Genomic DNA, 12914 nt, shown 5'->3' on the forward strand with positions numbered 1-12914 from the left:
TGCTTCCGAACCCAAATCTTCCACGAAACCTCGGACACCCAAAAGTGAAAACACCATCCGCGAAAGATGCTTCCGAACCCAAATCTTCCACGAAACCTCGGACACCCAAAAGTGAAAACACCATCCGCGAAAGATGCTTCCGAACCCAAATCTTCCACGAAACCGCTGGCGAACCAGCAGTGGACGGCGCAACAACGGCCCGCAGTCGTCCGCCTGCCCAGGCGTCCGCCTGCTCGCCGGTCCGGCTGGCTGGTCGGGTGACAGGCCCTAGCAGAGTAGGAGGCGAACCGACTTAAGGAAACAAGTGTTGCTGGTGGCAAGGTTAAACAGAACCCCCGGCGCCTTAAGCGTGTCGACTGACTCGACATCTATATGGAAGCGCTGGTTCCGAAACTCCGCAAGGATTTGCATGACGCGGCAGCCGTGCAATATCGTCCCGACCACTAGCGGGGAAGCGAGAAGGCCACCCATTGCACTGGGTGGCCTTCGATCTCCATTAGCACCTTTTCGTTCAGTCAACTAGGAGGAACCCATGGAGAACACCATGGTGCCACGCTTCGGTGTATCCATCGACATCACCCCTCGCGGACTTCCGTTCGCGGTGGTCGGGGGAGCGGGCGGTTCCCTCGGCATCTGGGTGGAGGCTCCCGCGTACGCCGTCGCCGTCGGGGCCCTCCTCGTCACGTTCCGAGTAGGCGTCCGTGTCTGGAGGAGGCGGGGCATCTAGCGTCACGGCCCCACCACGGCCCAGACAGGACATCAGGCCTCCTGCCAGCGGAGAAATCCCTGTTAGGAGGCCTGACGCGTCGGGCTTACTTCTTCTTGCCCTGGTTCTTGACCCTCTCGATGGCCGCCGCAGCAGCGTCCGGGTCCAGGTACGTGCCGCCCGGGGTGAGCGGCTTGAACTCGGCGTCGAGTTCGTAGGAGAGGGGGATGCCCGTCGGGATGTTCAGGCCCGCGATGTCGGCGTCGGAGATGCCGTCCAGGTGCTTGACCAGGGCGCGCAGGCTGTTGCCGTGGGCGGCGACCAGGACCGTGCGGCCGGTGAGGAGGTCGGGGACGATGCCGTCGAACCAGTACGGGAGCATGCGGACGACGACGTCCTTCAGGCACTCCGTGCGCGGGCGCAGCTCCGGTGGGAGGGTCGCGTAGCGCGGGTCGTCGAACTGGGAGTACTCGGCGTCGCTGTCGAGCGGCGGGGGCGGGGTGTCGTAGGAGCGGCGCCACAGCATGAACTGCTCCTCGCCGAACTCCGCGAGCGTCTGCGCCTTGTCCTTGCCCTGGAGGGCGCCGTAGTGACGCTCGTTCAGGCGCCAGGAGCGGTGTACGGGGATCCAGTGGCGGTCGGCGGCCTCCAGCGCGAGCTGGGCCGTGCGGATCGCGCGCTTCTGGAGCGAGGTGTGGACCACGTCGGGGAGCAGGCCGGCGTCCTTGAGCAGCTCACCGCCGCGGACTGCCTCCTTCTCGCCCTTCTCGTTCAGGTTGACGTCCACCCAGCCGGTGAACAGGTTCTTCGCGTTCCATTCGCTCTCGCCGTGGCGGAGGAGGATCAGCTTGTACGGTGCGTCGGCCATGGGCCCGAGCGTAATCGAACCCCCTGTTCCCCCGCGCGGCCCGCCCGCGGGTCGGACGGTTCACGGCGTCTGTTAATCGAGTGGTCACCCCACCGATCCCCTCGTAATGTGTGCTTGCCGCTTGGGCCGCTTACCGCAGGTTGCCTGATGTCCGGGGGGATCCTCATGCCGTACGTACCGTCCGCGTCGTACGCCCGTGTCCGGCGCGTCGTACGGGAGTCGGTCTCCGGGATGCCCCGCGAGTTCTGGTGGCTGTGGACGAGCACCCTGGTGAACCGGCTCGGCGCGTTCGTCGCCACCTTCATGGCGCTGTACCTCACCCTCGACCGCGGCTACTCCGCGACGTACGCCGGTCTGGTCGCCTCCCTCCACGGCCTCGGCGGCGTCGTCTCGTCCCTGGTCGCCGGTGTCATGACCGACCGTCTCGGGCGGCGGCCCACCCTGCTCGTCGCGCAGGCCTCCACCGCCGTGTCCGTCGTGCTCCTGGGGTTCATGCACCACCCGGTCGCCATCGCCGCCGTCGCGTTCCTGGTCGGGATGGCCTCCAACGCCTCCCGGCCCGCCGTGCAGGCGATGCTGGCCGACATCGTCCGGCCCGAGGACCGGGTCCGGGCCTTCTCCCTCAACTACTGGGCCGTCAACCTCGGTTTCGCCGTGTCCTCCATGGCCGCCGGGTTCATCGCCGAGTACAGCTATCGCGCCGGCTTCCTCATCGAGGGGGGCATGACTGCGGCCTGCGCCGTGCTGATCTTCCTCAAGTTGCCCGAGTCCCGGCCCGTCCAGGACGCCGAGCCCGGCGGCGAGGACGCCGTGGGGCTGGGGACCGTGCTGCGCGACGGGCGGTTCATGGGTGTGGTGGGGCTGTCCTTCCTCGTCGCGGTCGTCTTCCAGCAGGGGTTCGTGGGGCTGCCCGTCGCCATGGGCCAGGCCGGGTTCAGCCCCGCCGACTACGGCTTCGCCATCGGCGTCAACGGCGTACTGATCGTCGCCCTCCAGATCCCCGTCACCCGGTTCATCGAGCACCGCGACACCCGGCGGCTGCTCGTCCTGTCGTCCCTGCTCGCCGGGTACGGCTTCGGGCTCACCGCGTTCGCCGGGTCGGTGGGCGTCTTCGTGCTGGCGGTGTGCGTGTGGACGCTCGCGGAGATCGTCAACGCCCCCACGCAGACCGCGCTCGTCGTGCGGCTCTCACCGGTGCGGGGGCGCGGGCGCTACCAGGGCATGTACACCATGTCGTGGTCCGTGGCCGCGCTCGTCGCGCCCCTCGGCTCCGGCTTCGTCATCGACCGGTACGGCGCCGCGTGGCTGTGGGGCCTGTGCGCGGTCGTGGGGACGGTGGCCGCGGCGGGGTACGGGGTGCTGATGCGGCGGTTGCCCGAGGAGGAGGCGCCGGCCGTCGGCAGCGTCCCGGCCGCCGCGAAGGCCGAGGTCGGCAAGGCCTGACCGGAGCAGGGGGAGGCGCGGTCGCGGCCCCGGGGCACGCTGCGACGAGGGCACCCGGCCGGGCCCCGGCCACACCTGTCCCCTCTCCGTGAACCGGTCGGCCCGCCGCTCGCCCGTCTCCACGCGAACCGGTCGGCCCGCCGGTCGCTCTGCCTCACAGGGCTGCGGGCTTCCGAGAGGAAAGGGCGGCACCGGAAGCTTCCCGTGCCGCCCCTTCCTCTCGGAAGCCCGACTGCTCAGGCGCCCGCCATGACGTCCCCGAACATGGGGTCCTGCCCCGAGGTGCCGATGCCGACGGACGAGATGCCGAAGCTGACCGCGCCGGTGGCCGTGGTGCCCGCGGTGGAGCCGCGCAGGACCCATACGGCGCCGTCGTCGCTGTTCTCGCCGCCCGCGCCCACCGACAGATCGGCGCGGCCGTCCTTGTTGTGGTCGGCGAGGTGGACGGCGTCGCCGAACATGTCCGACGACTCGTTGGCTCCCGGGACCCCCGAGGTGCCCTGGTGGAAGGACTGGGCGCCGGTCCCCGTGAGGCCGTCGGGGCCGCCGCTCAGCACCCACACGTTGCCCGTGTGGGTCGCGGAGCCGATGGTCTCGAAGACCGCGCCGACGGCGAGGTCCGGGTAGCCGTCGCCGTCGACGTCGCCCGCGGCGAGTGCGCCGCCGAACGAGTCGTCGGACTCGTCCGATCCCGGCACGCCGTCGGTGTCCTGGTGGAAGACGGCCTTGCGCGTGGTGTCGACGCCCGCCGCACCGCCGTAGAACACGGTGGCGTAGCCGCCCCTCGCCGTCTGGTCCGTGACGGAGACGAAGTCGGAGCCGACGACCAGGTCGTCGTGCCCGTCACGGTCGAAGTCGGCCACGGCGAGCGCGCCCGCGTACCCCTCGCCCGCCTCGGTCTGCAGCGTGGGCCCGGTCGGGGCGCCCCGGTAGACGAAGTTGCCGGCGGAGGACCCCACCACCACGTCGTCCGTGCCATCGTTGTCGAAGTCCCCGGCGGCCAGCCGAACGGCGCCCCTGAGGTACGCGCCGGACTCGATCTGCGCGTCGAGGCGCAGCTTGCCCGCCTCACCGCCGGACTTGGTGAAGCCGCCCTCGAAGATCCACACGTCCTTGCCGGTGGAACCGACCGCCAGATCGGACTTCCCGTCACCGGTGAAGTCGCCGACCGCGAGGGACTGGCCGAACCGGTCGTGGCCCGACGCGTTCGGGTCGCTGATCGTCGTACCGCCCGACAGGCCGGACGAGCCGCCCCACAGAATGGTGACCGAACCGCCGTCGGCGTCGCTGCCGACGTCCTCCAGCGGTGTGCCGACGACGAGGTCGCCGTAGCCGTCTCGGTTGAGGTCACCGTGCGCGAGCTCGGTGCCGAAGCGGTCGGAGGTCTCCGGGGTGCCCGGCACGCCGGAGGAACTCTGCGACGTGGTCTTGTGGCGCGCGGCGCTGATACCGCTCGACGAGCCGTAGGTCACGACCACGGCGCCCGCCTTCGCCTTCCCGTCCGCGACAGCGCCGGGGGCTCCGACCGCCAGATCGCGGTAGCCGTCGCCGTTGAAGTCGTCGGCGAGGCCCGACGCGGCGGCACTGGCGCCGCCGGGCAGGGCGATGAGCAGGCCACCGGCCAGGACGGCCGCGACGGCGGTGGCGCCCAGGGCAACGGGACGCCGGGAGCGCTTGTGAGGGGTCCGGGACATGCATTCCTCTCCAGGACGAGTGTTCGGGCGCAGAGACGACCTGTGGTGAGGCGGAAGGGTTGTACGGGGAGAGGGAGGTTCTTGGTGCGTGCCGGCGGTGTGCGTGTCGCACGGCACGGGGTCGCTGTGGTCGGCGTGTCGCACGGCACGGGGTCGCTGTGGCCGCCGCAGGTCCCGCGCGACGGCTCCCCGGTCGCCTCGCCGGCTCCTCCTGGGGGCGGTCACCGGGCGGGTCGACGCGTGCGGCCGGTTTCTCCGACCCGTCGCATCGCACGCGGCACGTGCGTGGAGGGTCCGGGGTGCCGGGGCCGTACCGGTCTGCCGCCGGGCGCCGGGCGTGAGCCGGTCCGTCAGTCCGTGGAGCGTTCGGTCAGGTGCGTGAACGCGTCGAGGTTCCGCGTCGACTCCCCCCGCGACACCCGCCACTCGTACTCGCGCCGGATCGCGGAGGCGAAGCCCAGCTCCAGGAGGGTGTTGAAGCTGCCGTCGGCCGCCTCCAGCACCTGCCCGAGCAGCCGGTCGACCTCGTCGGCGGTGACGGCGGCCAGCGGCAGGCGCCCGGTGACGTAGATGTCGCCGAGCCGGTCGACCGCGTAGCTCACGCCGTACAGCTTGAGGTTGCGTTCCAGGAGCCGGCGGTGGACGGCCGCCTCGTTCTCGTCGGGACGGCGGATCACGAAGGCGTTCAGGGAGAGGGAGTGGCGGCCGACGACGAGGGAGACCGTGGTCGACAGTTTGCGGGTGCCGGGAAGTGTGACGACGTAGGTGCCGGGCGTGGGACCCTCCCACTCCAGCCCGGCGCTTCGCAGGGCCTCCTCGACGACCCCTGCCGCCTGCGCCGCTGCCCGGTCTCCGTCCTTGTGCCCGTCCTTGTGCCCGTCAGCCATGGTGGGAGCGTACGCGACGGCGGTGCGCGTGCAGCGCGGCCGTGTACGCCTCGGCGGTGGCGGCGGCCGAGGCGTCCCAGCCGAAGGACCGGGCGTGCCGGGCGGCCGCGGCGCCCATGCGTACGGCCAGGTCCGGGTCGTCGGCGAAAGCGGCCAGCACGCGCGCGTAGGCGGCCGGGTCGTGGCCCTCGACGAGGACACCGGTGTGCCCGTCGCGCACGGCGACGGGAAGCCCGCCGACCGCCGCCGCGAGCACCGGCGTACCGGCGGCCTGCGCCTCTATGGCGACCAGACCGAAGGACTCGCTGTACGAGGGCATGACCAGCACGGACGCGGCCCGGAACCAGTCGGCGAGCTGGTCCTGGCCGACGGGCGGCCGGAACCGCACGACGTCCGCGATACCCAGCCGCGCGGCCAGCTTCTGCAGGCCTTCCGGCCTGGAGAGGCCGCTGCCGCTGGGGCCGCCGACGACCGGGACAACGATCTTCGCGCGCAGGTCGGGCCGGCTGTCCAGCAGCGCGGCGACGGCGCGCAGCAGCACGTCGGGCGCCTTCAGCGGCTGGATGCGGCCCGCGAACAGCGGCACCAGCGCGTCCTGCGGCAGGCCGAGCCGGGCGCGTGCGGCGGCGCGGCCGTCGGCGGGGCGGAAGCGGTCGAGGTTCACGCCGGGGTGCACGACGGCGACCTTCGCGGGGTCGGCGGCGTAGTGCCCCACGAGCGCCTCGGCCTCCTCGGCGGTGTTGGCGATGAGGCGGTCGGCGGCGCCCACGATCTGGGTCTCGCCGATCACGCGGGCGGCGGGCTCGGGTGTGTCGCCGTCGGCGAGGTTGGCGTTCTTCACCTTGGCCATGGTGTGCATGGCGTGCACCAGCGGGACGCCCCAGCGCTGGGCGGCGAGCCAGCCGACGTGGCCGGAGAGCCAGTAGTGCGAGTGGACCAGGTCGTAGTGGCCGGGGCGGTGCTCGGCCCAGGCCTGCATCACGCCGTGCGTGAAGGCGCACAGCTGCGCGGGCAGGTCCTCCTTGGCGAGGCCCTCGTACGGGCCGGCGTCGACGTGCCTGACCAGGACGCCCGGGGACAGCTCGACCGTGGGCGGGAGGGCGGCGGAGGTCGCACGCGTGAAGATCTCCACCTCGATGTTGATCGCGGCGAGGCGCTGGGCGAGTTCGACGATGTAGACGTTCATGCCGCCGGCGTCGCCGGTGCCCGGCTGGTGGAGCGGTGAGGTGTGCACGGAGAGCATGGCGACGCGGCGGGCCCGGCGGTGCGGCAGGCGCAGCCGCGGGGAAACCGCCGCGGTACGACGCCCGAGCCTGCCGATGTACTGGCTCACGTGGCGTTCCTCCTCGCTGCGGGCAGGCCGGACGGGCGGAGCATGAACGTTCACCCTCCGGGACGTCCAACACGGGAGGGGCTTCCTCCATTTCCGACTCCGTTTCTGTTCCGGCGTTCTTTGCAGAATCATTACTGCCGGTCGCTCGACGGCTCGGGGGCCGGAGGGCGTACGGGATGCCTCCGGCCGGGCGGTGGTACGGGGGTGCCCCGGGCGGTGGTACGGGGGTGCCCCCGGCGGTCTCCGTCGGCCTCCGGCCGAGCTCCGGCCCGGTGTCTCCCGCGCGGTCTCCTGCCCGGTCGCCGGGGTCCGGCGGCTGTGGGGCAGGCGCGGGGCGGGCGGTCTTGGCGGCAGTCGGCTCGGGGCCGACGGTCCTGACGGCGGGGCGGCGCGTGGCCGGCGGTCGCGCGGCGGGCGGTCGCGCGGCGGGCGGTCGCGCGGCGGGCGGCTGGGGCCGGCGGCCGCATACCCTCGTCGGTATGACATCCCGCGCCGCCGCCCGCCCCGTGGGAACGGTGACGCGCGGGACGACCAACCCCAACCGGCTGCGCCGCATGGACCGCTGGATCGCGGCCACGCACGGCGCGGAGCTGCGCCGCGCCGCCGACCCGGTCGCCGTCGACCTCGGCTACGGCGCCGCCCCCTGGACCGCCGTCGAACTGCTCACCCGGCTCCGCACGGTGGCGCCGCGCGCGCACGTGGTGGGCATCGAGATCGACCCCGCGCGGGTCGCGGCGGCCCGCCCGTACGAGCGCGAGGGACTCGCCTTCCGGCACGGCGGCTTCGAAATCCCCCTGCCGCGAAGGCCGCTGCTCGTGCGCGCCGCGAACGTGCTGCGCCAATACGACGAGGACCAGGTGGCCGGCGTCTGGCAGCGGCTGTGCGCCCGGCTCGCCCCGGCCACCGGCACCTCCGGCGGCGGGCTGCTCGTGGAGGGCACCTGCGACGAGATCGGGCGCCGGCACGTGTGGGTCGCGCTCGGGTCCGAGGGGCCGCGCACGGTGACCTTCGCGACCCGCCTCGGCTCCCTGGACCGCCCCTCCGACCTCGCCGAACGGCTTCCGAAGGCCCTCATCCACCGCAACGTCCCCGGCGAGCCGGTGCACGCCTTCCTGCGCGACTTCGACCGCGCGTGGGCCGCGGCCGCGCCGTACGCCTCGTACGGCGCACGGCAGCGCTGGATGCGCGCGGTGCGGGAGCTGACGGCCGACTGGCCGGTGACGGACGGTCCGGTGCGGTGGCGGCAGGGCGAGGTCACGGTGCGCTGGGCGGCGCTGGCGCCACGCCTCTGACCCGCCCCTGCCCGGTTCCCCGCGAGCCGGGCCCCTGCGGGGAGTCCGAGTCACCCACCCGCCCGAGTCGGGTCACCCGCCCGCCGTAACCGGGCCACCCGCCCCCGGAGTCAGGTCGTCCGCCCCGGAGTCGGGCCACCCCTCCGCCGCAACGGGCCACCCGCCCGGTCGCCGGGCCGCCCGCCCACGGAACCGACCCACCTCCCGGGGGCGGGCCCGCCACTATGCGGGTGGCCCGTTTGCGACGGGCGGGTGACGCGGTGCCCGGCGGACCCGGATCGCCTGCCCGGCAGGCCCGGATCGCCTGCCCCGTGGGGTCGGGGTCGCCTGCCCGTGAAGGCCGAGTCGCCGGCCCGTGGGGGCCGGACGGGGGAACGATCCTGACGGGCCGTTCGTCACATATGGCGGGGAGATCGCCGTGCCGGGGCGGGGAACGAGGCAAACGACACGGAAGTGCCGTGGAGGTACGACCTCTGTCGTTTTGCGCGTCGGCGTGGCACGATCCACGGGACCCGCACGTTACTGACGGTTAACCAACTCTGGGCAGGGGGCGAAGAGATGGGCACGGGTAAGCGTGGCCTGGTCACCGCGGCCGTGACCGTCGTCTGTGCGGTCACCGTACTGGCGGCGCCCGGCACGGCGTTCGCGCATTCGGCCGTCCCCGAGCCGTCGCCCACGACGGCGAGCACCGCACCGGACGACCCGGGCACCTCGGACCTGGAGGCGGTGCGCAAGCGGCTCGAGACGCTTTACCACGACGCGGCCGTCGCCACGGACGCGTACAACTCGGCCGAGGAGAAGACCCGCAAGCAGAACGCCGAGCTGGTCGAGCTCGAGCGGAGGATCGCCGGCGTCCGGTCCGACCTGGAGGAGCTGCGCAGGCGCGCGGGCGCCGCTGCCGCCGCCCAGTACCGCGGCGGCGGACTGCCGCCCGAGGCACACCTCGTGCTCAGCGACGACCCCACGCAGTTCCTCTACGGCACGGGTCGCCTCCTGCAGGGCCAGCGGGCGACCAAGGGCCTGATCCGCGAGACCGTCCGCACCAAGGAGGACTTGGAGCAGTACGAGCGGGACGCCACTTCCCAGCTGAAGCGGCTGGAGGCGAACCGCAAGGCCAAGGCCACGGCGAAGAAACGCGTCAAGAAGCAGATCGCGGCGGCCAGGAAGCTCGAGTCCGACCTGGAGAAGGAGGAGCTCGAGCGGCTCGTGGAGCTGGAGCGGGCGGCGGCCGGCAGAGCACAGAGCGACTGGCTGGCGTCGGGCATCCTCGACAAGATCCACGGCAAGGCGTCCAAGCGGGGCAGTAAGGCCGTCGGGTTCGCCGTCCGGCAGATCGGCCTGCCCTACGAGTGGGGCGCCGAGGGCCCGAGGAGCTACGACTGCTCCGGGCTGACGTCCCAGGCCTGGGCGAGAGCCGGGGCGCCCGTCCCGCGGACCTCACAGGAGCAGTGGCGGCAGCTGAAGCACATCTCCATCAAGGACATGCGCCCCGGCGACCTCATCATCTACAACGACGACGCGAGCCACGTGGGGATGTACGTCGGCGACGGTTCGATCGTGCACGCCCCGCGGCCCGGGCGGACGGTGACGATCGCGGGCGCCGGCTCGATGCCGATCCTGGGCGTGGTGCGGCCGGACGCGGACTGACCTCGGGGCGGTGTGCCGGTGACGCGGCACGCGGAACGCGGGTGTTCCTGCCGGCCGCGCCGCGGCGCAGCCGACGCCCCCTCGGCCGGGACGACGACGGGATCGCCGCAGCCGTGCTGTGTGCCGCCCGGCGCCACGTGCGCGCCCGGCCCCGACCCGAGCGGGCCGGCCGAACGCACCGGCCCGGGACGCGAAGGGCGCAAGAACAGGCCGATCCAGGCGACACCCCTTACGGGGATCCGTCCATCGAAAAGGCCCGATAAGGGGTGAGAAAGGCCAAGTGACCCGTCCCACCCCTTGTCACCCACCGGCGTGGCGTGGACGTGACGTTCGTCATCACGGGCCCGCAGTCGCCGTGTCCAACTGCGGTAGGGAACGCGGCATATGACAGAGGCCCGCGACACGGCGGCATGCCGTACACCATTCCGTTGCGGCGCGGTCTACCGCTATGGTCCCCGTCGGTGGGTCGAGTCCCTCGTCCCCGCCGTGCCCTCGGGGGGAGGGAAGGAATCCAGGACCATGCCCGTACCCGTACCGCGGCAGAGAGCGATCCCGGCCGTGGAGAGTGGTCTGGCGCAGACCGCGTCCCAGGGCGGCCCCGCCGCGAACGGCGGCCGGGTGGCCCCGCGCAAGGACGACACCGTCGAGAACGCCTCCCACACCAACCTGACCCTGCTGCTGATCGAGGACGATCCGGCGGGCTCGCCGATCGTGCCCGACCTGCTTGACCCGACGGGCAGGCCGATCCGTATCCGTACGGCCCGCAACCTCACCGAGGCCGAGCGTCTGCTGACCGACGACGTCCACTGCGTCCTGCTGGACCTGGCGCTGCCCGCGCCCGGCCGGGCCGGGGCGGAGGACGAGCTGGCGGCGCTCAAGCACGTCCTGCAGGTCGCGCCCCGGCACGCCGTCCTGGCGCTGACCGCGTCCGGCGACGCCGAGCGCGGCGCGGAGGCGGTCCGGGTGGGGGCGCAGGACTATCTCTTCCGCGACGAGCTGGACGGCCGGCTGCTGAGCCGGGCGATCCGGTACGCGGTCGAGCGGAAACGTTCCGACATCGCCGAGCGCCGGCTCGCCGAGGGCAGGCTGCGCGCCCAGGAGAACGCCCGGCTGGAGCGCGGCCTGCTGCCCACGCCGCTGCTGGAGGGCTCCTCGCTGCGGTTCGCCGCCCGCTACCGCCCCGGCCGCTCGCGCGCGCTGCTCGGCGGTGACTTCTACGACGTCGTCCGCACGCCCGACGGCACGGTGCACGCCATGATCGGCGACGTGTGCGGGCACGGCCCGGACGAGGCGGCGCTGGGCGTGGAGCTGCGCATCGCGTGGCGGGCGCTGACGCTGGCCGGGCTGTGCGGGGACGAACTGCTCAACACGCTGCAGCAGGTGCTGGAGCACGAGCGGGCCGACGACGAGATCTTCGCGACGCTGTGCACGGTTGACATCGCCCCGGACGGCCGCCGCGCCGGCCTGTGCCTGGCCGGCCACCCGTCACCGCTGGTCATGTCCCCCGGTCGGCCCGCGCGGCTGCTGCCGTACGACTTCAACGGCCCGGCGCTCGGGCTGCTGCCGGGCGCGCGCTGGCCGCGCATGCAGGTGGAGCTGGGCGCCGAGTGGAGCCTGATGCTCTACACCGACGGCCTGATCGAGGGCCGGATCGGCCGGGGCCGGGAGCGGCTCGGCCAGGACGGCATGGTGGAGATGGTCCGCCGCCAGCTGGCCGAGGGCCTGAGCGGGGAGCGGCTGCTGCAGGCCGCGGTCACCGAGGTGCGCGACCTCAACGGCGGCGAGCTGACGGACGACGTGGCGGTACTGCTGCTGGACCGCGTGCCGAAACCGCAGGACTGAGGCGGTACGGCGCGGCGGGACGGGGCAGGAAGGACGGCGGGTGCTCAGCGCCCGCCGTTGTACGGGCCGTACGGGCCGTCGCTGCTGGAGCCGCGCCGGCTGCGGCCGCCGCCCGACAGCCCGCGCAGCGCGGGGCGTACGTCGACCATGTACACGATCGTGGCAATGAGGCCGATGATCGGCAGGAACGACAAAATGTTGAAGATCAGGTTCACCACGAAGGCGATCCCGAGGACGATCAGCCAAAAGGGCTTGGTCTGCTTGTCCACCGCCCGGTAGGCGTCCTCGCGGCGCGTGGCGGCGTCGATCAGCGCGAAGCCGCTGAAAAGGATCAGGGCGACGCTCAGCAGCCACATGAATCCCGCGAACCCCTGCATCAGCACAACGTCCACCACCCGTTCCGGCTCGTCCTTACGCGGTACTACGCGGTCACCGTACCCGCAACGGCAACCAACCCACCCGATGAACGGGCCGGGCACCACGAGAGTGCCCGGCCGTGTCCGTTGTGGCGGTAGATGTCCTGTATCCGCGGGCGCACCTACCCCGCCCAGTCCCTACTTGGCGGGCGGCGTGGTCTTCTTCGCGGCCGTCTTGCGCGTGGGGGTCTTCTTGGCGGTGTCGTTCGGCGTGACCGGCGTGACCGGCTTCTTCGCGGCGGCCGACGGCCGGGTCCTGGCCTCGGACGCGCCCTCCGCCGGCTTCGTGACCGGGGCCGGCTTCGGCTTCGGGTCGGCCTTCGGCTCGACGGCCACGGCCAGCTCCTCGATCTCCTCGGCGGCCTCGCCGCGCCAGGTCTTCACGGCCTGCTCACCGTGCTCGGCGACCTTCTCGTAGGTCTCCCGGGCCCTGACGGCGTACTCGGCGGCGCGGCCCACGCCCCGCAGCGCGAGGTCCTGGGCGGTCTCGCCGAGCTTCTTCAGGTCGGTGTCGAGGCCGCCGATGAGCTCGGTGACCTTGGCCTGGACGGTCTCCTGCGTCTCCTTGACGCGGGCGGCCGCCCGCTCCTGGACGACCTTCGGGTCGGTGCTGCGGACGGCGTCGACACGGGCCGGCGCCTCGGCGCGCAACTGCTCGACCAGGGCCGGCACCTTCCTGGCCTGCTGCAGGGCGAGGTCGGCGGTGCCGGCCGCGAAGTAGAGGGGGGTGGGGTCGCTGAGGGTCTTGCGCAGGTCGTCGGTGATGGCCATGGGATGTTCCTCCCG

The 12914-nt window shown here is 72.6% G+C and carries 11 protein-coding genes; 5 read left to right on the forward strand and 6 right to left on the reverse strand.

Features of this window, described 5'->3' with window-relative positions; translation table 11 throughout:
• Positions 1-532 precede the first annotated feature (532 nt).
• Positions 533-727: a hypothetical protein gene (locus tag ABZ354_RS26680; protein WP_358660908.1), complete on the forward strand. Its 195-nt coding sequence runs from the start codon at positions 533-535 to the stop codon at positions 725-727.
• 85 nt (positions 728-812) lie between these two features.
• On the opposite strand, the gene ABZ354_RS26685 is transcribed toward ABZ354_RS26680, so the two are convergent.
• Positions 813-1574: a phosphoglyceromutase gene (locus ABZ354_RS26685; protein WP_358660910.1), complete on the reverse strand. Its 762-nt coding sequence runs from the start codon at positions 1572-1574 to the stop codon at positions 813-815.
• A 165-nt stretch (positions 1575-1739) separates the two neighbouring features.
• On the opposite strand from ABZ354_RS26685, the gene ABZ354_RS26690 reads away from it, so the two are divergent.
• Positions 1740-3017 carry an MFS transporter gene (locus ABZ354_RS26690; protein WP_358660970.1) on the forward strand — a complete coding sequence of 426 codons (1278 nt, stop codon included), beginning with the start codon at positions 1740-1742 and terminating at the stop codon, positions 3015-3017.
• A 236-nt stretch (positions 3018-3253) separates the two neighbouring features.
• Here the strand turns inward: ABZ354_RS26690 and ABZ354_RS26695 are convergent, their stop codons facing one another.
• The 3 genes from ABZ354_RS26695 to mshA all read right to left on the reverse strand — a co-directional run bounded on the left by ABZ354_RS26695 (position 3254) and on the right by mshA (position 6931).
• Positions 3254-4711, reverse strand: a complete 1458-nt coding sequence (locus ABZ354_RS26695; RefSeq protein WP_358660912.1) for an FG-GAP-like repeat-containing protein — start codon at positions 4709-4711, stop codon at positions 3254-3256.
• 350 nt (positions 4712-5061) lie between these two features.
• Positions 5062-5598, reverse strand: a complete 537-nt coding sequence (locus tag ABZ354_RS26700) for a YbjN domain-containing protein (protein WP_358660914.1) — start codon at positions 5596-5598, stop codon at positions 5062-5064.
• A complete protein-coding gene (gene mshA, locus ABZ354_RS26705; protein WP_358660916.1) occupies positions 5591-6931 on the reverse strand; it encodes a D-inositol-3-phosphate glycosyltransferase in 1341 nt (446 codons plus the stop codon). The genes ABZ354_RS26700 and mshA overlap by 8 nt, the downstream gene beginning before the upstream one ends.
• A 479-nt stretch (positions 6932-7410) precedes the next feature.
• Between mshA and ABZ354_RS26710 the strand changes: the two genes are divergently transcribed.
• The 3 genes from ABZ354_RS26710 to ABZ354_RS26720 all read left to right on the forward strand — a co-directional run bounded on the left by ABZ354_RS26710 (position 7411) and on the right by ABZ354_RS26720 (position 11712).
• Complete coding sequence (locus ABZ354_RS26710) at positions 7411-8223, forward strand: class I SAM-dependent methyltransferase (RefSeq protein WP_358660918.1); 813 nt, start codon at positions 7411-7413, stop codon at positions 8221-8223.
• A 558-nt stretch (positions 8224-8781) separates the two neighbouring features.
• A complete protein-coding gene (locus ABZ354_RS26715; RefSeq protein ID WP_358660920.1) occupies positions 8782-9870 on the forward strand; it encodes a C40 family peptidase in 1089 nt (362 codons plus the stop codon).
• Between the two features lie 519 nt (positions 9871-10389).
• Positions 10390-11712, forward strand: a complete 1323-nt coding sequence (locus ABZ354_RS26720; RefSeq protein ID WP_358660922.1) for a SpoIIE family protein phosphatase — start codon at positions 10390-10392, stop codon at positions 11710-11712.
• Positions 11713-11756: 44 nt separating this feature from the next.
• Here ABZ354_RS26720 and ABZ354_RS26725 read toward each other — a convergent pair whose 3' ends face one another.
• Both ABZ354_RS26725 and ABZ354_RS26730 read right to left on the reverse strand, forming a co-directional pair.
• The gene (locus ABZ354_RS26725; RefSeq protein WP_358660972.1) at positions 11757-12089 is read right to left on the reverse strand and encodes a DUF2516 family protein; all 333 of its coding nucleotides are present in this window, start codon (positions 12087-12089) and stop codon (positions 11757-11759) included.
• A gap of 177 nt (positions 12090-12266) precedes the next feature.
• On the reverse strand, positions 12267-12899 hold the full coding sequence (locus ABZ354_RS26730) for a hypothetical protein (RefSeq protein ID WP_358660924.1): 633 nt from the start codon (positions 12897-12899) through the stop codon (positions 12267-12269).
• Between the last annotated feature and the right edge of the window lie 15 nt (positions 12900-12914).

Source organism: Streptomyces sp. NPDC005925, from assembly GCF_040638805.1.
Classification (GTDB): Bacteria; Actinomycetota; Actinomycetes; order Streptomycetales; family Streptomycetaceae; genus Streptomyces.

Coding starts and splice junctions, on each gene's coding strand:
- ABZ354_RS26685 (WP_358660910.1), bottom strand. CDS start 1,574: ATGGCCGACGCACCGTACAAGCTGATCCTCCTCCGCCACGGCGAGAGC.
- ABZ354_RS26715 (WP_358660920.1), top strand. CDS start 8,782: ATGGGCACGGGTAAGCGTGGCCTGGTCACCGCGGCCGTGACCGTCGTC.
- ABZ354_RS26700 (WP_358660914.1), bottom strand. CDS start 5,598: ATGGCTGACGGGCACAAGGACGGGCACAAGGACGGAGACCGGGCAGCG.
- ABZ354_RS26725 (WP_358660972.1), bottom strand. CDS start 12,089: ATGCAGGGGTTCGCGGGATTCATGTGGCTGCTGAGCGTCGCCCTGATC.
- ABZ354_RS26710 (WP_358660918.1), top strand. CDS start 7,411: ATGACATCCCGCGCCGCCGCCCGCCCCGTGGGAACGGTGACGCGCGGG.
- ABZ354_RS26720 (WP_358660922.1), top strand. CDS start 10,390: ATGCCCGTACCCGTACCGCGGCAGAGAGCGATCCCGGCCGTGGAGAGT.
- ABZ354_RS26690 (WP_358660970.1), top strand. CDS start 1,740: ATGCCGTACGTACCGTCCGCGTCGTACGCCCGTGTCCGGCGCGTCGTA.
- ABZ354_RS26730 (WP_358660924.1), bottom strand. CDS start 12,899: ATGGCCATCACCGACGACCTGCGCAAGACCCTCAGCGACCCCACCCCC.
- ABZ354_RS26680 (WP_358660908.1), top strand. CDS start 533: ATGGAGAACACCATGGTGCCACGCTTCGGTGTATCCATCGACATCACC.
- ABZ354_RS26695 (WP_358660912.1), bottom strand. CDS start 4,711: ATGTCCCGGACCCCTCACAAGCGCTCCCGGCGTCCCGTTGCCCTGGGC.